We start from the raw sequence: 24,457 nt of genomic DNA, 5'->3' as shown, positions 1-24,457 counted from the left end.
GTATGCTGAGAAAATTTTCTATCTTCGTCGTTGCTTTAGCAATTTATAGTTTAAGCTTTGCAGCGGAAGGGAAAAACGGCCAAGAAGAGTCAGTTGCATCTGTAAAAAAGCAGTCAAAAATCCCAAGAAGTATCGATGAATGTTTTGATGCTTTAAAGAAAAATCTTTCTGATGAAGAAATGTCTGATATCAGGAAGACCGCAGATGACCAAATTCTCGCTAAATTCCACCTTGGAATTGGCCAATGGATGATCAGAAAATGGATTGAACCTGATAATTCTCCATTAAAGAAATATTTTAACGGCTTAGGGATTTATGAAAATGAGGATATGTCTAATATCATTCTAATCTGCTTTTTCAGATATTTAAACAAGGACGATTTAAGGTTCCCCGAGCAGATAAAATATTATCAGGATATCCGTAAGAATGAAAAAGAGAAGCTACAAGCAACCCAACCGAAAGGTGAATAATTAATTATGGAATTCTCAGAACTTTTCTGGCCGATCCGTTTCAAAGACAATGCAATTTATATTCTTGATGAAACTTTGCTGCCTCATAAAGTTAAATATATCAAGGCAACAACTTACAAGCAGGCATGTAGGGCAATAAAAGAGATGAAAACGCGTGCTGTTGGGCAGGTAATCCTGGTTTTTTACATCTTTTTGCTTGAGATCAACAAGAGTAAGGGTAAGAAAGATTTAATGCCAGATTTAAAGAAAATTGCAGAGGCGATTAATGCTACCCGTCCGACACTGTCATTTAAATTCTTAACTGACATGGTGTTAGGTTGGGCTGAAAAAAACATGCCGTTAGAGAAATGCATCTTAGGTTTTTTAGAAGGCCTGAAAAATAAACGCATACTTCAGGCGGAGAAAGCAAGCAAACTGCTAAATGACGGTGATGTAATCCTTACGCATTGCAATGTCAGCGGGCTGCTTCCTCTAATCGGAGAATATTGCAGGGCGGAAAATAAAAAAGTAAGTTTTTTTGTTACTGAAACCAGGCCGTATCTTCAGGGTTCGCGTTTAACAGCATGGGAGCTGCAGAAAGCAAAATTTCCTGTAACAATCATTACAGATAATATGGTTGCGCAGGTAATGTTTGAGGGAAAAATCAGTAAAGTATTAGTCGGCGCGGATAATTTAGCCCAAAACGGTGACATCGCTAATAAAATCGGGACCTTTCAAATTGCTTTACTTGCCAAACACTTTAATATTCCTTTTTATGTGTTGTGCCCGCCGCCATCCCACGCAAAAACAGGAAATGACATTAAGATTGAAATAAGGCCTGATAAAGAATTATTGGAATTTCAGGGGCTTTGCCTTGCTCCAAAAAACGCAAAGGCATATTATCCGGCTTTTGATATAACGCCAAATGAATTAATCGCAGAGCACATTTATTTAGAGGTATAAAATGTCTGATAATGAAAAGGTTTTAAAGGAGCAGATAATCAAGGTTGGAAAGAGGCTTTATGAAGTCGGTTTGACTGTAGCAAAATCGGGAAACTTAAGCTGCCGCATTGATAACGAATCAATTTTAATTACTGCAACTGGGACTTCTTTAGGCCAGTTGAAAGATGCTGATATAGTTAAGGTTGATCTAAATTCCGGAACAGTTGAGGGGGGTATTAAGCCTAGTTCAGAACTTCCTTTACACAGCTTAGTTTATAAAAATTCTTCTGCAAAAGTTGTAATCCATGCGCATCCACCTATAATTAATGGTTATTTTGCGGTCTGTTCATCGCTTAAAGCCTTAACTTTTGAAACCAAATTTTATTTAGGAGATGTCCCGGTAATTCCACAGGAGACTCCCACTGTAACAAATCCTCAGCCGGTAATTGAAGCCTTAAAGACAAATAATCTCGTCGTGCTTAAGAATCACGGCTCAATTGCTATTGGGGAAAAATTTGAAGATGCGCTTAGCTTGACTGAGGCTTTAGAAGAAGCAATCAGGGTTGCCGCTGTAGCAAGGTTATTTAAAAAAGATGTGCTTGATGATTTGGATAATGCTTTAAAGGATAATTTAACTAAACATGAAACTGCGTATCCAATGTTTTCCAGAGAACATATCCAGGCAATTGTAGATTTGGTTAATAAGGATGAATTCATTGCAACAAAAGGCAAGGAGCTTGATTTAACTGTAAAGCTTGCTATAAAGCTTGATGGAACAGATGCTGTTTATAAATTTAATTTTGAAAAAGGCAGGATTATCAGATTAGATAGCGATGCCGATGCCCCTTTTATTATCAGCGCTCCAAAAGATATTTGGGAGCAGGTTTTTTTAGGCAAACTCGATTCATTCGTCGCAGTAACTCAGGGCAAAATGAAATTATCCGGGCAATTGGGGCAACTTTCCAAATGGTATGTTCCTTTTAGCAGGTTGTTTAAATTATTTACTATGGTTAGGTTTAAATAATTATGCAAGAAAAATACCTTCTTTATATTAACGGTGAGTTTAAAGATTCGCAGGCAAAGCAAAAAATAATTAATCCTGCTTCACAAGAAATCATTGCTGAAGTTCCGGTTGCTTCTGAACAGGATGTTGAATTGGCTTTAGCAGGCGCAAGAGAGGCTTTTGATAAAGGGACTTGGCCGAAGATTTCTTTGGAAGAACGCAAAAACTATATTTTAAAGATTTCACAAGGCATTCTTGATAATGCTGCAGAATTTGCTCAACTTGAAACTCTAAATAATGGAAAGCCAATAAAAGAATCTACTTTTATGGATATCCCGTCAGCAGCAGAAACTTTTAATTATTTTGCTAATAATTTTGGAAAATTCCTCAGTGAGGAAAAAATTTCAATTAATACTCAGATTTCAAAATCCGACAGCCGGCTTACCCGGGAACCTGTTGGTGTAGTAGTCCTTATTGTACCGTGGAATTATCCTTTATTAATTGCTTCATGGAAATTAGCCCAGGCACTTGCCGCGGGAAACACCGTTATCCTAAAGCCTTCAAGCCTGACTCCATTAACAGCGCTATATTTAGCTAAAATTATTCATGCAGCTAGCTTTCCCAAAGGAGTTGTAAACATTATAAATGGGAGCGGAGAGAAATTAGGAAAACTACTTTGTTCTGATAAGCGTGTTGATATGATTTCTTTTACCGGAAGTAATGAGGTTGGCAGGCAGATTGCAGAATATTCTTCGGTAAATGTAAAAAAAGCAATAATGGAATTAGGCGGAAAGTCAGCAAGCATAGTTTTGTCCGACGCCGATATTGAATTAGCGGTTAATGGGTCGTTGTGTTCTATATTTTTAAATCAAGGCCAGATGTGTACTGCGATGTCGCGAATTTTTGTTCAGGATAGCATATACGATAAATTCATAAATGATTTTGTTGAAAAAGCGAAACGAATAAAGCTTGAGGTTGGCAGTGATTTTGAAACTCAAATGGGGCCTTTAATTTCTGAGTCACAGAGAAATAAAGTAATTGGTTTTGTGGAGAAAGCAAAGCAAGAAGGCGCAAAGGTGCTTTGTGGCGGCAAAATCCCGCAGGATGAAGCTTTGAAAGCAGGATTTTTCTTTGAACCTACTGTAATTACTGAAGTTTCGCCTCAGATGCAAATCTTTAAGGAAGAAGTTTTTGGGCCGGTTGCCTGCATAAGCAAATTCTCAAGCATTTCCGAGGCGGTAGAGCTTGCTAACGCTTCTAATTTTGCACTTGCAGGTTGTATCTGGGCAAAAGATGAAATAAAAGCAAGCGAATTAGCCGGTAAAATAAATGCAGGAACAATCTGGGTTAATACTTACGGGATGTTTTTTAATGAAGTTCCTTATGGCGGGTTTAAGCAGAGTGGCTTTGGGAAAGAATTAGGAAAAGAAGGCTTTTTAGAATACACCCGGATTAAAAATGTAATTCAAGATAAAGCTCAAGGTGAGAAACCTTTAATTAATTATTGGTACGGTTTTTAGGTATCGGGAGGGATTATGAATTTTGCACAAGCTCTTGAAAAAGATGTAAAGTTATTTCCGAACAAACCGGCAATTATCTTTAAATCCCATACTCAGGAAGTTTCATCCGAAGGTGTGGTTATCACTTATAAGCAGCTAAATGATTTTTCTTTGCAGGTTGCAAAGGGCTTATCTTCGCTTGGTGTTTTAAAGGGCGAAAAGATAGCAATTTTTCTTCCAAATATCCCGGAGTATATCTATAGCTTTCTCGGGGTATTTGTTTTACGCGGTGTATGTGTTCCTTTAGATTTTATGCTTACTGAGGAAGAAATTATTAATTTCATTAATCATAGCGATACCAAGGTTCTTATCGCACAGGAGAGAAGAGGGCTGGATTTTAATAATCTAAAGTCTAAATGCCCGAAGCTTCAGAAAATTGTAGTTTTCAATCCTACGCAAGAAGCCTTTTTATCTTGGAATGAATTGCTTAATAAGCAAGGAAACATAGTTAACGAAAAAATAGATGAACTAGACGAATCAGCAATTTTTTATACTTCAGGCTCAACCGGGCATCCTAAAGGAGTAATGCTTAATTACGGACATCTCGGTAATCCAATTAAAACTCTAGAATATTTCTTAAAGGTAAGCGAAAAAGATAGCTTTCTTTGCGCGGGGGTTCCTTTTTCTCACGTCGGCGGGCTTGATTATATGCTTTTTATGCTTTATTTTGGCACGACGCTGGTTTTAATGGAGCGTTTCCAACCATTAGATTTTCTTAAGAACATTGAAAAATATAAATTGACGATTTTTTGTATTGTTCCTTCAATGTATGTGGCGGTATTATCGCTTAAAGATTACGATAAATTTGACCTTTCTTCTTTAAGATACGCGGTTGTTTTTGGCGCCCCGTCTTCTCCTGTTTTACTTGAGAGGTTCCATAAGGTCTGTCCTAATGCTTACCTTTTAAATGGCTGGGGGATGACTGAAACCGCAGCCCCCAATACTTTTTTACCTACCGGTACAAATACAAGAGAAATTGAGCATACCGGTAAGTTTCCTCCTGGGACCGAAGTTAAAATTGTAGATCTTGATGGTAATGAGCTAAAGGGTGAATTAGAAGGCGAGCTTTGGATAAAAGGAAAAGCTGTCACATCCGGTTATTACAAAGAGCCCGAATTAACTAAAAGCGTTTTGACTGCTGACGGTTGGTTTAAGACCGGAGATGTGGTTAAGCGGGATAAGGGCGGAAGGTATTCTATCGTCGGTAGAATCAAAGAGATGATTAAAGTTGCAGGGGAAATTGTATTTGCTCCAGAGTTGGAAGAAGTTATCCAGCGCCATCCGAAAGTAAAGGAAGCCGCGGTAATCGGTATTCCGGATAAATTAAGAGGGGAAGTCCCAAAGGCTTTTATTACTCCAAAAGAAGGAGAGGAGCTAGCCGATGATGAGATGCGATCATTTTTAAAACAGCATTTGGCGCATTTTAAGATTCCGCATTATTTTGAATTTTCGTCTACGCTTCCCAAAAATAGAGTTGGAAAGATTGATAAAGAAAGCCTTAAGCGCAGCTGCCAAGAGAGCCAAAAGATTAGTTGATCAATATGCCTGATGTTAAAGATTTAAATTTAGAAGAATTAGAGGATGTTTTTAAGAAATGGGGGAAACCTGCTTTTCACGCAAAGCAGGTTTTTCGTTGGATATACCAGAGAGGCCTGAGAGACTTTCTTAAAATGAGCGATCTTTCTCAGGATCTAAGGGAAAAATTAAATAAAGAGTTTTCTGTTTCCTCTTTGGACCTGGTTCAATGTTTGGAATCAAGCGACGGGACAAAAAAACTTCTTTTTGAGCTAAGCGATAAAAGTGTTGTTGAGGGCGTCATAATTCCTGTTTCCGACAGGGTAACAGGCTGTGTTTCATCGCAAGTCGGGTGTAAGTTTGGCTGCCGTTTTTGCGCAAGCGGCCTATTGGGGTTTAAAAGGAATTTAAGTGTCTCTGAGATTATTGATGAGATCCTTTGCATAAAAGACAGCTCTTCTGAAAATAAACTAACTCATATTGTTTTTATGGGCACAGGGGAGCCTTTAGATAACTACGAAAATGTCTTAAAAGCAATAAGAATAATCAATGCTTCTTACAGCCTTAACATAGGGGCGCGCAGAATTACAATCTCAACCAGCGGGTTTATCCCGGGGATTAAAAAACTCCAAGATGAAAATCTCCAGTTTGAATTATCTGTTTCTTTGCATGCTGCGGATGATAAAATACGCTCAAGCTTAATGCCGATAAATAAGAAATACCCGCTTAAAGACCTGATGAAAGCGGTAAGAGAGTATAATGCAAAGACTAACCGGCAAATAACTTTTGAGTATGTTTTAATCAAGGGATTAAATTCTGATTTGCAAAATGCCCAAAAATTGGTTACACTATTAGAGGGAATAGATTGTAAGGTTAATCTTATCCCGGCCAATCCTGTTAAGGAATTAGGCATAGAGCCGCCAAGTAAATCTGAGATTCTGATCTTTCAGGATTTTTTAAAAAATGCGCAAGTCAATGTTACTTTAAGGAAATCCCGTGGGGAGGATATTGATGCAGCCTGCGGGCAACTAAGGTTAAGACATGTCCAGAAAAAATAAAATTCTAGTTTTGGTAATAGCTTTATTAGGTTATTGTGTTTTTGGTTTATCCGCCTGTGAAAAGAAAGAAATCAAGAATGTAAGTTCGAACGGGAAAAACATAATTTGTTTTGGAGATAGTATCACCTATGGATATGGCGTTACTTCAGATGAAGCTTACCCGGTGCATCTTTCCAAGATGATCAATTTCTCAGTGATTAACGCTGGGATTGACGGCGATACGACTACTGAGGCTTTAAAACGGCTTGATTCGGATGTGTTATCAAGGAATCCTTTGTTAGTTATTATTGAGTTTGGTGGGAATGATTTCTTGAGGAAGGTTTCTCCGGAGCTAACTGTAAATAATATAAAGCAGATGGTAGAGAGAATTCAAGAGAAAGGCGCTATGGTTGCGATTGTTGATGTAAGCGCCGGGATGTTAATGAAAGAATACCGTCCTGCTTATTTTAAAATTGCCAAAGATAACGGGGCAATTTTTGTTCCTTCTATCATGAGTGGAATTATTACCAATCCTTCTATGAAAAGCGATTTTCTGCATCCAAACGGCAATGGTTATAAACTTATTGCCCAGCGGATTTTGAAGAAAATATCTCCTTATTTGAACCATCGTCAGCCTTCCACCGATATTAAGTCGTAAAAAAACGGGATTGTAATTATTCTACCTGCTTTTAAATTCTAATATTCTTATGAATGCTTTTTAGAAATTGTTCAGCAATTTCTCTTTTGCGGGATAAACATGATAGATTGGGTTTATAGTAGAGCCAGCGTAATAATTTAAACGAGTCTTTTTTAGCAAATCTTAGTGTCCACAATGGTACAGTTCTTTCCGGTTTTAGCCAAGAATTTAAAGCCCCTTTAATATTTAATTCTTTCCTTAAATTATTTCTGATCCAATTGATGTGTTTAAAAGAACTAGAATTAAATGCCGTATATGTGCGCGAGTATGTATAACGGCGTCTTTTGTAGTTCATATATTTATCTTTATAGGTAAATATTGAACCATCGCCATCCAAATGTCCTCTTAAAAAATCAGGAAAGTATTTCTTAGGAGTTTTTATTATTCCCAGAGAATGTGTTTTTCTTGGTTTTAAGCCGATTTGTTCAAGCCACCTGTATAGTTTTACATTGCTAAAATTAATTCTATATGCAGATTTTTTACCAAAGCCAGAGGGAGGGGTTAATTGGATTTTGCTGTTAATGTTTAAGCATCTATTGAACTGTTCGGCGAGTTGGTGGTCTGTAGTTGTAAATTGAATATGTCTTTTGTCTGGGGATAAATTCCCGTCAGTGGTGATGAGGCCAACAGCGTAAGCGAGTTCATGCGTCCATTGAATGCGCTTAGTTTTATTCATAAAAAATGCCGGAGAAGGGACTTGAACCCCCATGAGGTTGCCCTCGGCAGCTTTTGAGGCTGCTGCGTCTGCCATTCCGCCACTCCGGCGAAAGAATAATTTGTGGCACTCCCGCTCGCTACGGCGCTTGTCGCGCCGTTTAACGCTCGCTTCAGTGCCACAAAATTTTTCGTTGTCCGAAAAATTTTGTGGAGCTGAGGAGGATTGAACTCCTGACCCCTTGCATGCCATGCAAGTGCTCTCCCAGCTGAGCTACAGCCCCAAAAAACCTTAATAGCCCTATAAATATAACATACGCCGTTTAACCTTGTCAACTATAACCTTGACCGAACGGCGGCTAGGTGTATAATATTGTATTCAAACATAGGCGGCAAAGCTATTATTTGCAGCCAATTTAGCGTTAGGAATATAAATGCTTTTAGGAGTACACGTTTCCGGAGCGGGTAAGATTTACGAAGCTATTGCTCGCGCAGAAGAGCTTGGCTGCAATACTATGCAGGTATTCTCCCGTAATCCTCAAAGGTGGCGTGAGAATCAAATTGGGCAGGAAGATGTCGCGGAATTTGTCAAGCGCGCCCAGAATTCAGGGATAAAGCCGATTTTTATCCATATCCCTTATTTGCTTAACCTTGCTTCCCCGGACTACGTGCTTTATCGTGCATCCATGAAGGCCTATGTGGAAGATATGCATGAAGCCTCGCTTTTAAAAGCGGATTATATAGTCACTCATATGGGTAGCCATAAGCAGACATCGGAGAAGTCCGGCTTAAAGAGATTAATTACCGCATTAAACAGGATTTTAGAGAAAACAAAAGAAAGCTCTGTCGGGATATTGCTGGAAAATACTTCCGGGTCAGGTTCCTGGCTTGGCTATAAATTCAGCCATCAAAAAGAAGTTATAGATAACTTAAAGCAAAAAGAACGCGTTGGGCTCTGTCTTGATACAGCTCATGCTTATGTTGCGGGTTATGATATTTCTACAAAAAACGGCTTAGAAGAGATGTTGGATGAAATTGATAATTTAGTTGGGTTAGATCTGGTTAAATTAATTCATCTAAATGATACTCCTGCTGAATTAGGTTCGCATCGCGATCTGCACGCGCACATAGGAAAAGGTTCAATTGGGATGAAAGGGATGGAAAGAATCATTAATCACCCAAAATTAAAAAAGATTCCCTTTATTCTTGAAACTCCGAAAGACAGTGAGCACGCCGACGAAATGAATCTTAAAATTGTAAGACATCTAAGGGCTTAAACAAGGAGAACTAATGGGCTACATATCCAAAGTTTTAATTGTTGACGATGAAAAGGATGTAGTTGAGGTATTAAGTAAGATTATCAAAGAAGCAGGATATGACGTAATTTCAGCTTACGACGGGGAAGAGGCATTGGTAAAGGTAAAAGAAAATAATCCCGATGTAATTATTCTTGATTTAATTATGCCAAAGTTAAACGGCTTTGAGGTGTTGAAAGCTTTAAGAAGCAAAGATGTAACAAAATGGATCCCCGCAGTTATTGTGAGTGCAAAAAGTGACTTGGAATCAATAAAAAAATCATACGATTTGGAAGCAGAGCTTTATATTACCAAGCCTTGTGCTCCGGAAACTCTTTTACGCGGGATTTCAACATTGATTTCATTAATTCCACAGAGGAAGATTAAAGAATGATTTATTCTTTCAAGGAAATAGAAAAAAAATGGCAGGATTTATGGCTTAAAGAACAAATCTTTAGCGCTAAAACCGAAACACAAAAGCCAAAGTATTATTTATTAGAGATGTTTCCATACCCATCGGGAAAAATCCACATGGGGCATGTGCGTAATTATACGATTGGCGATGTAGCAGCCCGTTTTAAAAGGATGCAAGGTTTTAGTGTCATGCATCCTATGGGTTTTGACGCTTTTGGCCAGCCGGCAGAGAATGCTGCTATAAAGAATAAGACTAAGCCTGATATCTGGACGCATAAATGCATTGATGATATGCGTGAAGAATTAAAAAAGATGGGTTTTTCTTACGATTGGGATAGAGAAGTCTCAACCTGCGACGCGGATTATTATAAGTGGAACCAGTGGATATTCTTAAAAATGTTTGAAAAGGGGTTGGCTTACAAAAAGAAATCCTCGGTTAATTGGTGCCCTTCTTGCGAAACGACACTTGCCAACGAAGAAGTTATTGAAGGCGGATGTTGGAGGTGCCATTCAAAAGTAGAGCAGAAAGACCTGGAACAGTGGTATTTAAAGATTACGGATTACAAAGAAAGGCTTTTGGAAGACTTAGCCCAGTTAAAAGAATGGCCTGAGAGAGTTATTAGTATGCAGAATAATTGGATCGGGAAGAGCTCAGGCGTTGAAATATATTTCCGTTTAAAAGAAAACGGAAAAACAATTCCGGTATTTACTACAAGAGTAGATACGATTTTTGGTGCAACTTACATTGTCTTGGCTCCTGAGCATCCGTTAGTCAAAGATATTATTAAAGGTAAGCCTCAAGAAAAAGAAGCATTAGGTTTTATTGAAAAAGTTCTTAAGGAAAGCAAAGTAGTCCGTTCATCTTCTGATGTTAAGAAAGAAGGTGTGTTTACCGGAAGTTATGCGATAAACCCGGTGAATAATGAAACTATCCCGATCTGGATTGCGGATTACGTTTTAATGGAATATGGGACTGGAGCAATAATGGCTGTCCCGACTCATGATCAGCGCGACTTTTTGTTTGCAAAAGAGCATAAGCTGTCGATGAGAGTAGTTATCAATCCTGAAACCTGCAACCTGAAACCTGAAACCATGAATGAGGCTTATGAAGGCGATGGAGTTCAGGTTAACTCTGGAAAATTTGATGGGTTAAAGAATGAAGAAGCAAAAACAAAGATTGCCGAGTGGATGGAGAAAGAGGAGATTGGAAAGATTGTAACGCATTGGAGGCTGCGTGACTGGCTGATTTCGCGCCAGCGTTATTGGGGGACACCGATTCCTATGATCTATTGCCCAAAGTGCGGAGTTGTCCCGGTGCCCTATGAAGATTTGCCGGTTTCTCTTCCTGCGGATGCGCCTTTTACCGGAGAAGGGGGAAGCCCGCTTGGCAAAGTAAAAGAATTTGTTGAGGTTAAATGCCCTAAATGTAATGGGGGAGCTCGTCGAGAAACCGATACTATGGCAACCTTCTTTGATTCCTCATGGTATTTTTTAAGGTTCTGTTCGCCTAAATCTAACGAATCTCCTTTTGATAAAAATGAAGCGAAATACTGGATGCCGGTTGATCAATATATAGGCGGCATTGAACATGCCATTTTACATTTGTTATATTCCCGGTTTTTTACCAAATTTTTTAAAGATTTAGGAATGATAGATTTCTCCGAGCCGTTTAAGAAACTTTTGACACAAGGAATGGTTTTAAAAGACGGCGAGGTTATGTCTAAGTCGCGGGGGAACATTGTTGACCCGGATTCAATTATCAGTAAATACGGTGCTGATACTTTGCGTTTGTTTATTTTGTTTGCCGCTCCTCCGGAAACAGAGCTTGAATGGGAGGAACGCGGGACTGAGGGAGCAAATAAATTCCTAAACCGTGTCTGGCGCATTCAAGAGAACCTTAAAGAAAAAGCTTCCCCTGAACTTATGCGGATTCTGCATAAAACAATTAAAAAAGTAACAGAAGATGTTCAAGATTTTAAATTCAATACTGCAATCGCGGGTCTAATGGAATTAACTAATGCGATTTATCTTCAAGGCGCAGATAAAGAAGTTTATAAGGCGTTGATTCTTATGCTTGCTCCTATTGCTCCGCATTTCTGCGAAGAGCTTTGGCAAGAGCTGGGTAACAAAGAAAGCATTTTTAAGGCTAATTGGCCAAAATATGACCCTAAGATGTTAGTTGAAGAAAATGTAACTATAGTAATTCAAGTTTGTGGAAAGCTTAGGTCAAAAATCGAGGTTCCTCTGGAGATAAGCGACGACAAACTTAAAGAATTAGTGCTTAATGATGCAAAATTAGCTCCTTGGATTAAAGACAAGCCCATCAGAAATTTCATTATTATCCCCAAAAAGCTCGTCAATATAGTAGTTTAGAAACCGGGGACGGTTATATTTTTTTAGGACTAAAGTTTTAAAAAAAATAGAACCGTCCCCAAGTTTTTATGTTAGATTTTGCCTCTTTTTTCGTCTATTGATGTAGGAACTTTGGAGAGAGGAGGGAAATTTGTTTAATTTTACTAATGAAGAACGCAAGGTGGTTGTTTTTCTTATTGCTGTCTCATTCTTAGGGATAGGAATTAATTTTCTTTATAAGATACATCCGGCTAGTGCGAAGATTCTGAATGTTAATGAGAAGATCTGCAAATTAGATTTAAATAAGGCAAGCTTAAACGACTTACTTTGTACAAAACTAATCCGGCCAAAATTATGCAAAGAAATAATCCTATTTCGGGAAAAGAATGGGCCATTTGAATCTTTAGAAAGCCTGAAATTAGTAAAAGGCATAGGCGATAAGCGTTATGAGAAACTCAAAGAAATATTCTTCGTGCAATGAAACGTCCTTTGTGCATACTAATTCTTTGTTTTTGTTTAGGCGTGTTAATTGCAAGCAGGCTGGAGTTTGGGTTTATTTATTTTGCAATAGTCCTCTTGTTTATTCTTTTCTTTGCGTGGCGATTGACCAAACACAAAGGTTATTTTGATATTTTATTATGCTTTATCGTAATTATTCTTGGGTTTCTTCATTTTAAGAATTATCAAATCCTGCCTAAATGCCACATTTCAAGATTCACCTGATCTGACTCAGAGCAATATTTTAGGATTAAAGGAAATATCGCAAGCGAGCCAAATGTCGGAAATAATAGTCAGTCGTTTATTTTTGAAACTAAACAGTTACAATTTGGAAAACATGGATTTGACTGTTGTGGAAAAATTTTTGTTCGTTTTGAAAGCACTGATGCCTATATTTATGGAGAGGAATTGCTGTTAACCGGGAATATCCATTACCCGACGGATTATACCCAATCCGGAAGGCAAAGTTATAAGAGATATTTGTCTAACCAGGGAGTTTATGAAATCCTGTCTGTGAGATTTCCTCCTCAAAGAATAAAATCTAGTAATGCAAGTTTTAAAAGATTTAGTTATTGGCTTAAGGATAAGGCACAAAGCACGATTAGAAACCATCTTTCTAATTTGTCAGCCGGCATTACAAGCGCCATGGTTTTAGGAGAAAAAAGAAATGTTCCCCCATTGATCAACAATGTTATGATGAAAACCGGCACCGTGCATGTGTTAGTGGTAAGCGGTTTTAATGTAGGAATAGTGGCTTTTATTACGAATTTGCTTTTAAAATTATTAAGGTTGAAGCGAAAGCCAAGGATAGTCTTTACAATCCTTTTTGTTATTACCTATTGTTTTATGACTGGGGCAAGCAATCCGGTCTTAAGGGCGACAATTATGGCGATATTTTTTCTGTCGGGTTATCTTATTAAAAGAGAGCCCGATGTTTATTACTCATTAAGCCTGGCAGCTTTGTTTATCTTATCGCTAAATCCCTTGCAATTATTTGATATCGGCTTTCAATTGTCATTTGCCAGCGTATTCGCGATTATTTTCTTATACCCTAGATTAAAAAAGTTGATCAGGATAGAGAAGCTCAAATTTCCCGCAGGCCGGTATATTGTTGATAACCTGCTTGTTTCGTTTTCTGCCTGGATTGGCACTGCTGGGATTATCCTTGCTAACTTTAGGATATTTTCTCCTATAACTGTCCTGGCAAATATTTTTGTAGTGCCTTTAGCCACATTAATTACTCTGTGCGGATTCGGCCTTATTTTTACACAAGCCATTGGTTTTCTTAATGTTATACCGTTTGCTCCAGTCCTCGAATTGTTGGTAAATATGTTATTGAAAGTCAACATTTTCCTTTCAAACCTGCCTGCAGCATGGATTAGTTTTTAAAAGAAAACCCTTTCAAAAACCCCCTGATATCGCATTGTAATATATTATTAATAATATATATTTATATTACCGATTGATAAACTGTTCGTTTCAAAATGCAGACAAAACTTACTAGAATACTCGCTTTTTTGCTTTGTTTTTTGCTTATATTTGAGCAATCCGGTTTTGCCCAGGTAGCCGGACAGCTGGACATTGCCGGGAGTCTGTCTTTATTGCGCAATACGTTAATTCCTGATGTTTATCGTCCCCTGCACTTAAGATATCTTTCCTTCGACAGCCTAAACAACAATTTTAATATACTCGTTGATAAAGGAAGCCTTAAAGATCATTCCAATCAGGAGTTAGAGGATTCAGGTAAAATACTTTTAGATTATTTTCTTATCGGATTAACCCTTCCTAATGAGAGCTTCTGGGTGAATCTGCGTCCTGACGCCGAAGACGATATTATTGATGACAACCTTGCTCAGACCGAAATCGGCAAGATCATGCTTGCTTCAGACGTTGAGCTTAAAAAGGATACTGCACGATTTACTTCTCCACAGACACCTGAAGGAAAAGAGTATTGGGACAAACTTTACAAAAAAGCAGGGGAGCTTTTTGGTTCAGAGGAAGTTACTATCCCAACATTAACCCGCCCTTGGATAATTCCCGATGAGATTATTATCCGTGAGACTAAAGACTCAGCTTATATCTACAAGGCAACTCTTAAGGTTTGCTTGGAACAGGATTATCTTAAGAATTCAGCAACTTATAACTTTAAGGATGACAGGCTAAAAGAATTAAATGAATACGCATCCCAATTGATCAGGGATTTGATTATCCCAAAGTTAACCAAAGAGATTAATACTTCAAAGCGCTATGCCCAGTTAAGACAGGTTTATTATTCTCTTATCATGGCGCAGTGGTTTAAGTCGAGATTTTCCAGCCAAAATAATCCGTATTCCAAGCTGATAGATAGGAATGTTATTACTTCAAACCTTGCTTCCAAAGAATCCTGGTCAAAATCTACTTATTTCGAAGCTTACCAGAAATCATTCAAAGACGGTGAATACAATATTAAAGATTCGGTAAATACACTCTACGGGCAGGTAATAAGGAGTTATTTCTCGGGGGGTATTAGCGGGATCGCGCCAAATATGCCCCCTTTTGGCGCAGAGACTTTTACTGATCCTAAAACAGGGGCTCGCATAACTTTGTCCCCATCCAACGGAACAATATCCGAAATCTTCAGGAAAGGAAAAAAGTTTTTATTTCCTTTGTTGGTATTGTTATCTTTAACAGAAGCATCCGGCGCTGCCCAGCCAGAGTTTAAAGTAAAGGTTTTGGAAGAGCCACCTAAGATTACGGCGCTAGCAGCAATACCTGCAAGCAAACCTGCGCCATCGATAAATAAGAAGGAGCTTTTCGCAAAGGATCTGATTAATCTTGGAATCAAGGCTCAAAATGATCCTGCTGCGTTAAGGCAAGTTTTTCAATTAATCCCCAAGCTTGAACAAATTATCCGTTCCAAAACGACCAATAAGGAGCAGGAAAGAATAAGATACATAGCTTTAGATTTACTATTTCGTTTGGTTAAGTATCCAGATACATTTGCCTTCAAATATGAAAGCTCTCCGGTGGTCCATGCTTTTGAGAGGTTATTTAGTGCATTGGTGAAGTTAGAAGAAGAAGGCGTTACAGTTGAAGATCTCGGACGGCTTCCGTATTCTCATCTTGAATGGTTTGCGGAGAATGGCTATGTTTTCGCGATAAATGCCCTAGTAGATACTTATAAATCGACATCTAAAGATAGTGTATTGTGGCGTAGGTCTGCATTAGCGCTGCATAATCTTTTGTACAATTATCCCCATCAAAGAGAAAAACTAGTAGGCTTATTGACTCCAGATATTAGCCTGCAAAAACAAGTCGTTAATATTCTGTCAAAAAATGAAAGCCGGGGAGCAAAAGAATTTATTAAACAACACCCTGATTTCGGATATCTTATTTTGTATCACTTAAGAAACGATCGTAAATTCATAGATAGTATAAGGCAAGATAAATCAATGCCTGTTGAATTAAGAGCTTATGCTTTGGGATTAACCTGTTTGCTTTTAGACCAAAACTTAACAGAAATAAATAAAATCATTAAAGGAGAAGATTGGCAATATTTAGCAGAAAAATTCTTCAGGGAAAGCGGAAGCAATAAAATACAGAATATTTTGCGCGAAGACTTGGTATTGGCTGGAGAGCCAAAATTACAATCATATTTTCTAATGTTCGCAATCCTTATGAATTCGGAGCCTCTTTTGCCTAAAGAGAGCGGAGAAACGACAATGTTGTTGAAGGCAGCGTCTTCATTCCGGCTTAATGCGTATATAGAAGGAGCTTATTCTGTCGGTGTAATGGGATTAAATAGGATAGGTTATTCCTACCAAACTTTTTGGTCTTTTGCGCATGAAGCAATGCATAAATTGCTTTATTCCAAAGGATTTAATCAGACCTTAACTAATCAAAACATGGCTGCTATGCATGAATTTTTATGCGATATTTATGGATTTAAATCTTTAAGATCCATAATAGGCGATAATAATTTATTCAATGATGCCGTTAAAAGAATAACAGCTAATTCAAAATATGAAAAGCATTCTGCCAATTGGGAAAATAAGCCTAATGATAAGAGCATTGAAGATACCCATACTCCTGGCAGAGCAGCGCTTGCAAGGATAATCCGTAGTAACCCTCAAGGCGTAAATTGGGACCGGATTTTTAGAATATCGGTTGAGGTGTTAAATGAGTTAAGGAGTGATTTCCAGCAGGATGAAGTTCCTTATAGCACTTTTAATCGGTTTGCTACAGAGATAGAAAGTAGATATAACAAAGGGAAGAATGATCTTCGAGGAGGCCAGACAAAAGCAGTCATTGGTTTAAAAGTTACGCCTACTAATAAAAATGAAGATCATGCTCTGGAAGGTGATGTTACAAGAGAAGATGTTGAGGCAATACAAAGATTAGCAGATTCAAGCGGAGCCAGGCGTATAGCTTTGCCTAAGGATATAGTTAAAGAGCTGGAAGATAAATTTGGCCCGGGAAGGATTAATGGCGCTGAAGTAATAGTTGTAGCCGAGCCTTTTATGAAAAGATTAGACGGTAGGTCTATCAACGGGCCCGTAAGGCTTGGTAACAGAATATTCATAGGTGATCAGTATTTGGCAGGGCATAACAATGACTTACGTTTGATATTAGCTGGGCTTGGCCATGAAGCGATGGCTAAGTGGGTTGCTGAAATGCATTCGGAGATATCACCAGAAGATGCTCATGAATTGGCAAGGCAAATGGAGGATATTCTTAGGGTAGAGCAAAAGGAGGATGTTGCGAGGAAGAAAACAGGTAATGTTTGGCCAGTGAGAGGTAATGAATTATATATTCGTCAGATTGCTTCTTATCTTGCAATGGTAAATAAAGAAACGGAAAAAAAGTCTTATGAAAAACTTCAAGAAGCTTTTGGCAATCCGAATAATGAATATCTTGTTTATTTGGAAAATGGGGAAGTCGCCGGTTTTATTACTTGTGTTAAGGAAGTATATGGGGATAGAGTTTATTTGAGTGTTTTTGATATTTTGGTTTTTTCAAGATTCAGAGATAAGGGAATTGGCCGAGGCCTTTGGTCTGCAGCAAGAGAGTATGCTCAGAAGATTGGTGCTCAGAAAATTGTAGTGAAGGCAATATTGCCGCAAGCTAAAGGATTTTGGGATCGTATCTTTGAGGAAGAAAGGAAGAACGGTACTCCTTTAGCATATCTTGGATTGGGGGCTATTGTTGAAGTGTATCTTTCAAGAGATTTATGGGAAGAAGAAGCAGGGCGCGATGACAGGAGAGCAATCGAAGGAATTTTTTGGAGCGTAAATAATAGCAGAACGTTTGATGAATTGTATGAATTGGCAAGAAAAGGTGAAGTAGAGCTTGAGAAAACAAAGTTGGGAAGTAATTTGGTAGATATTTTGATCATAGCTCAGGCTTGTCCATTAGATATTGTTGGCCAGCAGGCAGAACTTATTTTGGAGCGGTTATCTTCTAATTCTAAGAAGATTGTCCTGAAAGAGGCAAAAAGAATATTGAATAGTTCAGATTGGTATTCAGATAAAGAGAAAGATGGCAGCAAAAGGGTCGTTAGTTTATTGAGCCAAAAATCAAAAATTATTGAAAGTCCAGAATTGGAAAGAAATGTTGTCCCTGAAGCAAAGCTTATACAGGCTACTAAAAGTTTCGGCGGAATCGATTTTCGTCATCTACCAATAGTTACTCAAGCCATAAGCAGCCTAAGCGTTAACATTGGTAATCCATCCGCAAGCAGGCTTAATGATATAAACCTTAATTCAGAATGGAGGGAAATAGAGAATCTGGTTAATTCAGGCATAGTTCCTTCATCTGACAGGATCAAGGAATACCTCCAGGCTTCCTGTTACAAAGGTAATATTGACAGAGACATTGATAAAGTAATCTCTTGTATTGCGGATATCTTAAGGATGGAAGAAGAGCGGTGCTGTGCCACAGATTCAGGCCTTAAGGATATTCTGGTAGTTATTGATTCAGCAGTTTCGGAGCAGGATTTAAGAGTAGCTTTATTGGGAAAAAGAATTTAAAAAAGGGGCGTCTCCAGCCTAAGTTTATCAATCGGTGATAACTTGGCCTATCAAATAGACGCCTCTTTTTTATTACCTTCCGTTGACAAATTCCCAAATTTATGTTAAAGTTAAACCCTATGAGACGCAAGCTTTTATTAATATTTTTGGTTGTTTTTGTGCTTACCACGAGCCAGGCGCATGCCTATTGGATCTGGACGCCTAAAAGCAAAAAGTGGATTAACCCAAAATCTTCTGTAAAACCTACTCCAAAAGAGCAATTTGCCTTTTCCAGGGACTTTTTTGAGTTAAAAAGCTATGATGAGGCGGAAAAAGAATTTAAAAAGCTGCTTAAAGCTTATCCTAAATCTTTTGAAGCTTCAGAAAGCCAGTTTTATCTAGGCCGGATTGCGGAAGAAACAGGCAGGCCCTACGAAGCATATTTAGCTTATCAGAAGGTAATTGATAAGTATCCTTTCTCAGAAAGAATAAAAGAAATAAACGAGCGTGAATACAAAATCGGCGAGTTGTTTATGTCGGGAGAGAAACGTAAGGCTATGGGGTTAACGTTGCCGGTTGAGAACCCCTCAATAGAAATATTTACAAGAGTAATTGAGAATTCTACTTATGGGCCGCTTGCTCCCAAAGCACAGTATAAACTTGGCTTAGTTTTAAAGGAATTAAAGAGATATTTTGAAGCAGAGGATGCTTTTAATAAGGTTATTTCAAATTATCCTGATAGCGAATGGTCGGAGCCGTCTAAATTCCAAATTGCTGTCTGTCGTCAGGCAGTTTCGCGCGGAGCTGATTATGATCAGGGAGCAACCGAAGAAGCAAAGCAGAAGTTTGAAGAATTCGTGAAAGAGCATCCTGAGGCAATTCTATCGGATAAAGCTGAGAAAAGCATATCTGCAATCAGAGAAGAAGAGGCAGAAGCCAACTTCAATATCGGCCGCTTTTACGAAAAGCAAAAACAATTTGAATCTGCAAAGATTTATTATAATGAAGTAATAACTAATTATTCTGATAGTACATTTGCCGCGAAAGCGCAAGAAAAATTACGCACATTGGAGAAGAAAAAATGATTAAAATCGGCTTAAAGAAATTAATCTGTTGTTTATTATTTGTTATATGCGCTTTCTCTTTTATCGGCTGCGGATACACGACGCGCTCTATGATTTCCAATAAATACAAAACTATTTATATAACTCCGTTTATCAATAGGATAGATTTTACTAAAGAAGAATATGTGGCGACTAAATACAGGCTTTATCGTCCGGGGATGGAAACCGATATTACAAATGCTGTTTCCGACAAGTACCTTTTTGACGGTAATCTTAGGCCGGTTAAAGTTGATGACTCGGCGGATTTAGTTTTAAAAGGGGAACTTATGGAGTTTCGTAAGGATCCTTTAACATATAATGATAATGACGATGTAACACAGTATAGGGTGAATTTAATTGTTAACCTTACCTTGTTGGATAAAAAAGAAAATAAAATAGTCTGGCAGGAGAATAACTTTACCGGCTTGACTGAATATTTCGTAACAGGCACCCAATCAATCTCGGAAGCCACCGCTATTAATAATGCTTTAGCCGATCTTGCGCGCAGAGTGGTTGAGCGCACGGTTGAAGAGTGGTAAATTTTATCAGTTATCTTTATGGTTTATCTTTTTGTCGGCCATGACAATCTTTCCAAAGACATACAGCTTAAAAGGCTAAAGCAGGAATCCCTCGCCAAAGAAATCGAACAATTTAACCTTGATATATTATACGCCAGAGAGTTAACACTAAAGGGTTTACAGGAAAAAATATTATGCCTTCCTACAAAAGGCGCTAAACGGCTTATTGTAATTAAAGATGCGGGAAAGCTGAAAGATGAAATTAAGGATTTTATCCTTATCTACGCAAAAAAACAGGACGATAATATTATTTTTGTTTTAGATGTAGAGAAGTTTGATAGTAAAGATATTTTCTTGAATCAGCTTTCGCGGTTCGCAAAAGTAAAAAGGTTTCAAGAAGAGCTTAAAGTAGACACTTTTACCCTAAGTCGTTCCATTGAACTTAAGAAACCGGATGCCGCTATCAGGGTGTTAAGCCAGCTTTTAAAAGACGGGCAGAGGCCAGAGTGGATTTTAGGAGGGCTTCGTTACGCGTGGGAAAAAAGTTCTTTAAAGCCTCAAGAAACGCAAAGGCGGCTTTCACTTTTAGTTGAATGTGATAAAGACATAAAGAAAGGCAGGCTTAAGCCTGCCTTTGCTTTAGAAAAACTTGTAATTAGTTTATGCTGTTTTGCTGACTCGCTTCATTAAGCGGGATTTTTTGCGGTCGGCTGTCTTTGAATGGATGATTTGTTTCTTTGCCGCTTTATCAAGTTGAGAGAACACTTTTCCTAAAAGCGCTTTTGCTTCGCTAATTTGCTTAGCAGAAATCAGTGATTGAAATTTTTTCAAAGTTTTCTTCAACTGAGTCTTAACTTTCAGGTTTTTTAAGTGTTTTTTCTTGTTAACGCGGGTTGTTCTGATAGATGTTGCGCGTCTTGGCATTTTTTTCTCCTTTATAAGCCCATGTTAAACCGGGCAATCTGAACTTAAGATTTATACCATATTTACCATACTATGTCAACAGACAAAACCAGCCATCATAAGGAGCACAAGGCAATAGCAAAGTCAGCAGGAGTCATTGGCTTTGCTACTTTTTGCTCAAGAGTGCTTGGATTTATCCGGGATATCATCATTGCCCGGCTTTTTGGCGTTTATATCTATGCTCAGGCATTCGTTATTGCCTTTAAAATACCCAATTTATTCAGGGATTTGGTTGGAGAGGGTGCGAGCAATGCCGCGATTGTGCCTGTTTTTAGCGAATATAATGCAAAGCACACCAAGGAGGAGTTTTGGGAGCTGGCAAACGTGGTTTTAAATCTGCTTTTGGTGGTTGTCTCCTTAATTACAATCCTGGGAATTATATTCTCTCCTGTGATTGTGCGTTTGATTGCTCCGGGATTTATTGCGTTTCCTGATAAGTTGGAAGTTACAATTAGATTAAACAGGATTATCTTTCCATATATTCTCTTAATCAGCCTTGCCGCATACTCCATGGGCATATTAAACTCGCTCAAGCATTTTGCTGTGCCTGCTTTTGCTCCATGTTTGTTAAATATTTCCATAATTGTCTTTGCGCTTCTCTTTGGAGAGGGGATAAAAGGTTTGGCTCTTGGTGTTTTGGTTGGCGGAGTTTTACAGCTAGCTATACAGATCCCGGTTTTATACAAAAAAGGTTTTCGGCTCAATTTATTTAAGCGCTTTAAACATCCGGCAGCTAAAACTATCGGTAAGTTGATGGTGCCACGGGTTTTTAGTTCCGGTATTTATCAGCTAAATAATTTTGTAGATTCAATCTTCGGCTCTCTGGCTTGGATTGTAGGCGATGGCGGAGTTGCAGTGTTATATTTTTCATATAGATTGATTCAGTTTCCATTAGGGATTTTTAGTTTTGCGCTTTCTCAGGCGATATTGCCTACATTTTCTGTGCAAGCTTTAGAGGATGATTTAAGTAAATTGAGAAAAACGCTTTCGTGGGGCTTGCGTGCAATTGCATTTGTGCTAATACCTGCTTCAGCTGCGTTTATGTCATTATCTAAAATTATTGTTACAAGTATTTTTCAGGGAGGAAGGTTTGACACAGCCTCTTCAATACTTACTGCCGATGCGCTTTTCTATTTTAGCATTGGATTATTTGCATATGGAGCAACAAAAGTGCTGCAATCTTGCTTCTTTGCATTAAAAGATACGGTTACTCCGATGAAGCTAGCATTTTTGGCACTTATTTTAAATATTATTCTTAATTTTGTATTTATGTATCCATTAAAGATCGCAGGCATTGCTTTAGCAACCTCAATTTCCGGAACTGTAACTTTTGTTCTGATGGTAGTTTTGTTAAAAAAGAAGCTGGGAGATTTTGAGATTGCAAGGGTGATTAATTCGCTGATTAAGATATTAGCAGCTAGTATTTGCATGGGCGTAGTTTGCGTTTTTATTTCTAAATATAATTTTGTCTGTTGTGTTGGTTATGTGGGCAGGTTTGTTAACTTAGGGATTATTTTGCTGCTCGGGTTTATTTCTTACATTGTTTTTTGTTTTATCTTTCGTGTTTCCGAAATGCGCGATTTGTATAGGTGGGTGTTAAAGAAAAGGAGCTTGGAATGCAAATAACTATAAATAGCGGTATGGGGAAATCAAAAGAACACGAACTTCCAGCGTATTCAGGCTCAATAAGCCTAAAGAAGAATGATGTATTAAAATTAATCAATTACCTTGAGAATCTTTTAAAGAAAGATGGGGATTGCCATTTTCATATTAATAATTTTGTTAATTCAATAAAGCAGGGACAGATAGTAGATATTCAATTTTTTCGGGATGAAGACAATGCTTCAGAAACAGCGGAGATTATTTAATTCTTGAAGGTTTTATTGTTAATTAAGGAGAGGAAGATGAAGAATGGAAGATTGTTAAGCTTAATATTACTATTTAGCTTATGTTTTTCAAGCCTCGTTTTTGCTGAAACCATCGTCCTTAAATCAGGAAAGACAGTAGAAGGAAAAATAGTTGAAAGAACAGATAAATATATAAAGGTGGATTTCTATGGAGTGCAGGTGCCCTATTTTCTAAATGATATTAAGAGTATTGATGGGAACTCTATTTCTAAAGCCAAAGAATCCCTATCCCAAAATTCCCCTCGTGATATCTTCGAAAGCATAAGCCCGGCCGTTGTCTACATTACTAATAAAACATTAGCTGGAGAAGAATACCTAGGAAGTGGTTTTGTAGTAGATCCCAAAGGTATAGTTGTAACTAATTTTCATGTGACTAAGTTATCCAAAGAGATAAATGTTAAATTTAAAAATGGTAAAAGCTACCCTGTCACTGGAATAATATATTATGATGCCAGATTTGATATTTGTATATTTAAGATAGAAGCAGATGATTTACCCACTATTCTTTTGGGCAATTCAGATTCTGCGTACATAGGGGATAAAATATATGTAATCGGAAATCCTTTGGGTTTGGAATATACTTTTTCAGATGGATTACTTTCGGGAGTGCGAGAATATAACAAATTAAAATATTTACAGTTTAGTGCACCTATTTCTCCGGGGAATAGTGGTGGGCCGCTTATAAATTCTAAAGGTGAAGTTCTAGGAATTGTAACTTTTTTGATGCAGGGGGGGCAAAACTTAAATTTTGCTCTTGCGATTAATACAATTAAGCCTTTGATTACCACTACTTCCAAAATGAGTATCCAACAATTTGTAGAGACTGTAAGCCGGGCAGATTATTATTATTCAGAGGCAGAAAGATGTATGTTTCGAGATGATTTTAAACAGTCGGTAGAGCTTCTCAAGAAAGTTATTGAAATAAACCCTAAAAATGTAGATGTCTATAACACTCTTGGCTTATTATCTGTATATTTGGATCAACTTTTACAGGCTAAGGATTATTATGAAAAGGCAATGCAAATTAATCCCACCGATCCAGCCGTTTATGCTAATCTTGGAGATTTGTATTTGCGTTTAGATGATTCAGAAAAAGGCATAACTTACTTAAAAAAATCATTAGATTTAATGCCAAATGCTGTTGATTTAATGGTAATGCTGGGCAATGGCCTTGTAAATATAGGAAAAAAGCAGCAAGGAATAGAATATTTTGAGAAAGCACTACAGTTGAATCCCGATTATATAAATGCTCTTCTTTCTTTAAGCTTAGTATATGCAGATACTGATTTTGAGAAATCTACGTCTTATTTAAAAAAAGCTACAGAGATTAATCCTGAAGATCCGGGTATTTATCGTATTATTGGAACTCTTGATAAAATAACTGGTGATATTGTTTCGGCAAAAGAAGCATATAAAAAATCAAAGATGCTGTATCTTCAGAGTGGATTTATTCTTAAAGCTAAGACTGTAGAAGATGATTTAAGGGCACTTCATTAAATTATAAAGTTATAAGTAATTGTTTTCAGCGGATGGTTTGGCTTTTGTTTTATCGGGGCCTCCGAGG

21 protein-coding genes, 2 tRNA genes and 1 pseudogene are annotated in these 24,457 nt (G+C 37.8%); 20 read left to right on the top strand and 4 right to left on the bottom strand.

Annotated features, from left to right (window positions below; translation table 11 throughout):
- The first annotated feature begins 2 nt into the window (after nt 1-2).
- Genes PHO70_05620 through PHO70_05590 form a run of 7 tightly spaced genes read left to right on the top strand, consistent with a single transcriptional unit; the run spans nt 3 to nt 7,163 of the window.
- Nucleotides 3-470 (top strand): hypothetical protein, encoded by a 468-nt coding sequence (locus PHO70_05620; GenBank protein MDD5432446.1) that lies wholly within the window; start codon nt 3-5, stop codon nt 468-470.
- Nucleotides 471-476: 6 nt separating this feature from the next.
- On the top strand, nt 477-1,412 hold the full coding sequence (locus tag PHO70_05615) for an S-methyl-5-thioribose-1-phosphate isomerase (GenBank protein ID MDD5432445.1): 936 nt from the start codon (nt 477-479) through the stop codon (nt 1,410-1,412).
- A gap of 1 nt (nt 1,413) precedes the next feature.
- Complete coding sequence (locus PHO70_05610) at nt 1,414-2,415, top strand: class II aldolase/adducin family protein (protein MDD5432444.1); 1,002 nt, start codon at nt 1,414-1,416, stop codon at nt 2,413-2,415.
- A 2-nt stretch (nt 2,416-2,417) separates the two neighbouring features.
- A complete protein-coding gene (locus tag PHO70_05605; protein ID MDD5432443.1) occupies nt 2,418-3,914 on the top strand; it encodes an aldehyde dehydrogenase family protein in 1,497 nt (498 codons plus the stop codon).
- 15 nt (nt 3,915-3,929) lie between these two features.
- Nucleotides 3,930-5,489, top strand: a complete 1,560-nt coding sequence (locus tag PHO70_05600) for a class I adenylate-forming enzyme family protein (protein MDD5432442.1) — start codon at nt 3,930-3,932, stop codon at nt 5,487-5,489.
- 5 nt (nt 5,490-5,494) lie between these two features.
- Nucleotides 5,495-6,526 carry a 23S rRNA (adenine(2503)-C(2))-methyltransferase RlmN gene (gene rlmN / locus PHO70_05595; protein ID MDD5432441.1) on the top strand — a complete coding sequence of 344 codons (1,032 nt, stop codon included), beginning with the start codon at nt 5,495-5,497 and terminating at the stop codon, nt 6,524-6,526.
- The gene (locus tag PHO70_05590; protein MDD5432440.1) at nt 6,510-7,163 is read left to right on the top strand and encodes an arylesterase; all 654 of its coding nucleotides are present in this window, start codon (nt 6,510-6,512) and stop codon (nt 7,161-7,163) included. Before rlmN ends, PHO70_05590 begins: the two co-directional genes overlap by 17 nt.
- A gap of 31 nt (nt 7,164-7,194) precedes the next feature.
- Here the strand turns inward: PHO70_05590 and PHO70_05585 are convergent, their stop codons facing one another.
- The 3 genes from PHO70_05585 to PHO70_05575 all read right to left on the bottom strand — a co-directional run bounded on the left by PHO70_05585 (nt 7,195) and on the right by PHO70_05575 (nt 8,140).
- Nucleotides 7,195-7,911: an LAGLIDADG family homing endonuclease gene (locus PHO70_05585; protein ID MDD5432439.1), complete on the bottom strand. Its 717-nt coding sequence runs from the start codon at nt 7,909-7,911 to the stop codon at nt 7,195-7,197.
- Nucleotides 7,885-7,967, bottom strand: a tRNA-Leu gene (locus tag PHO70_05580). The genes PHO70_05585 and PHO70_05580 overlap by 27 nt, the downstream gene beginning before the upstream one ends.
- A gap of 100 nt (nt 7,968-8,067) precedes the next feature.
- Nucleotides 8,068-8,140 (bottom strand) — tRNA-Ala (locus tag PHO70_05575).
- 150 nt (nt 8,141-8,290) lie between these two features.
- On the opposite strand from PHO70_05575, the gene PHO70_05570 reads away from it, so the two are divergent.
- The 10 genes and pseudogenes from PHO70_05570 (at nt 8,291) to PHO70_05525 (ending at nt 20,713) form a co-directional block, all read left to right on the top strand.
- Nucleotides 8,291-9,133 (top strand): deoxyribonuclease IV, encoded by an 843-nt coding sequence (locus tag PHO70_05570; protein ID MDD5432438.1) that lies wholly within the window; start codon nt 8,291-8,293, stop codon nt 9,131-9,133.
- 13 nt (nt 9,134-9,146) lie between these two features.
- A complete protein-coding gene (locus PHO70_05565) occupies nt 9,147-9,545 on the top strand; it encodes a response regulator (GenBank protein ID MDD5432437.1) in 399 nt (132 codons plus the stop codon).
- Nucleotides 9,542-11,938, top strand: coding sequence for a leucine--tRNA ligase (gene leuS / locus PHO70_05560; GenBank protein MDD5432436.1), 2,397 nt, complete (start codon nt 9,542-9,544; stop codon nt 11,936-11,938). Before PHO70_05565 ends, leuS begins: the two co-directional genes overlap by 4 nt.
- A 130-nt stretch (nt 11,939-12,068) precedes the next feature.
- The gene (locus PHO70_05555; protein MDD5432435.1) at nt 12,069-12,398 is read left to right on the top strand and encodes a helix-hairpin-helix domain-containing protein; all 330 of its coding nucleotides are present in this window, start codon (nt 12,069-12,071) and stop codon (nt 12,396-12,398) included.
- A 263-nt stretch (nt 12,399-12,661) separates the two neighbouring features.
- Nucleotides 12,662-12,922 (top strand): annotated as a pseudogene (locus tag PHO70_05550) (DUF4131 domain-containing protein).
- A 138-nt stretch (nt 12,923-13,060) separates the two neighbouring features.
- Complete coding sequence (locus PHO70_05545) at nt 13,061-13,804, top strand: ComEC/Rec2 family competence protein (GenBank protein MDD5432434.1); 744 nt, start codon at nt 13,061-13,063, stop codon at nt 13,802-13,804.
- A gap of 95 nt (nt 13,805-13,899) precedes the next feature.
- On the top strand, nt 13,900-18,423 hold the full coding sequence (locus PHO70_05540) for a GNAT family N-acetyltransferase (protein MDD5432433.1): 4,524 nt from the start codon (nt 13,900-13,902) through the stop codon (nt 18,421-18,423).
- 119 nt (nt 18,424-18,542) lie between these two features.
- A complete protein-coding gene (locus tag PHO70_05535) occupies nt 18,543-19,487 on the top strand; it encodes a tetratricopeptide repeat protein (protein ID MDD5432432.1) in 945 nt (314 codons plus the stop codon).
- Entirely contained in the window at nt 19,484-20,044 is a 561-nt protein-coding gene (locus PHO70_05530; protein MDD5432431.1) for an LptE family protein, read from the top strand. Before PHO70_05535 ends, PHO70_05530 begins: the two co-directional genes overlap by 4 nt.
- Nucleotides 20,045-20,062: 18 nt before the next feature.
- On the top strand, nt 20,063-20,713 hold the full coding sequence (locus PHO70_05525) for a hypothetical protein (GenBank protein ID MDD5432430.1): 651 nt from the start codon (nt 20,063-20,065) through the stop codon (nt 20,711-20,713).
- Here PHO70_05525 and rpsT read toward each other — a convergent pair.
- Complete coding sequence (gene rpsT, locus PHO70_05520; protein MDD5432429.1) at nt 20,684-20,947, bottom strand: 30S ribosomal protein S20; 264 nt, start codon at nt 20,945-20,947, stop codon at nt 20,684-20,686. The genes PHO70_05525 and rpsT overlap by 30 nt on opposite strands.
- Before the next feature lie 72 nt (nt 20,948-21,019).
- On the opposite strand from rpsT, the gene murJ reads away from it, so the two are divergent.
- The 3 genes from murJ to PHO70_05505 are packed head-to-tail and all read left to right on the top strand — an operon-like array spanning nt 21,020 to nt 24,390.
- Nucleotides 21,020-22,612 carry a murein biosynthesis integral membrane protein MurJ gene (murJ, locus tag PHO70_05515; protein MDD5432428.1) on the top strand — a complete coding sequence of 531 codons (1,593 nt, stop codon included), beginning with the start codon at nt 21,020-21,022 and terminating at the stop codon, nt 22,610-22,612.
- Nucleotides 22,603-22,854 (top strand): hypothetical protein, encoded by a 252-nt coding sequence (locus PHO70_05510; GenBank protein ID MDD5432427.1) that lies wholly within the window; start codon nt 22,603-22,605, stop codon nt 22,852-22,854. The genes murJ and PHO70_05510 overlap by 10 nt, the downstream gene beginning before the upstream one ends.
- 36 nt (nt 22,855-22,890) lie before the next feature.
- Complete coding sequence (locus tag PHO70_05505; protein MDD5432426.1) at nt 22,891-24,390, top strand: trypsin-like peptidase domain-containing protein; 1,500 nt, start codon at nt 22,891-22,893, stop codon at nt 24,388-24,390.
- Nucleotides 24,391-24,457 lie beyond the last annotated feature (67 nt).

It is taken from the genome of Candidatus Omnitrophota bacterium (genome assembly GCA_028715415.1).
Taxonomy (GTDB): Bacteria; Omnitrophota; Gorgyraeia; order Gygaellales; family Profunditerraquicolaceae; genus JAQURX01.
Note: the sequence above shows the minus strand (reverse complement) of the source record. Positions and strands in the feature narration are given on the sequence as shown.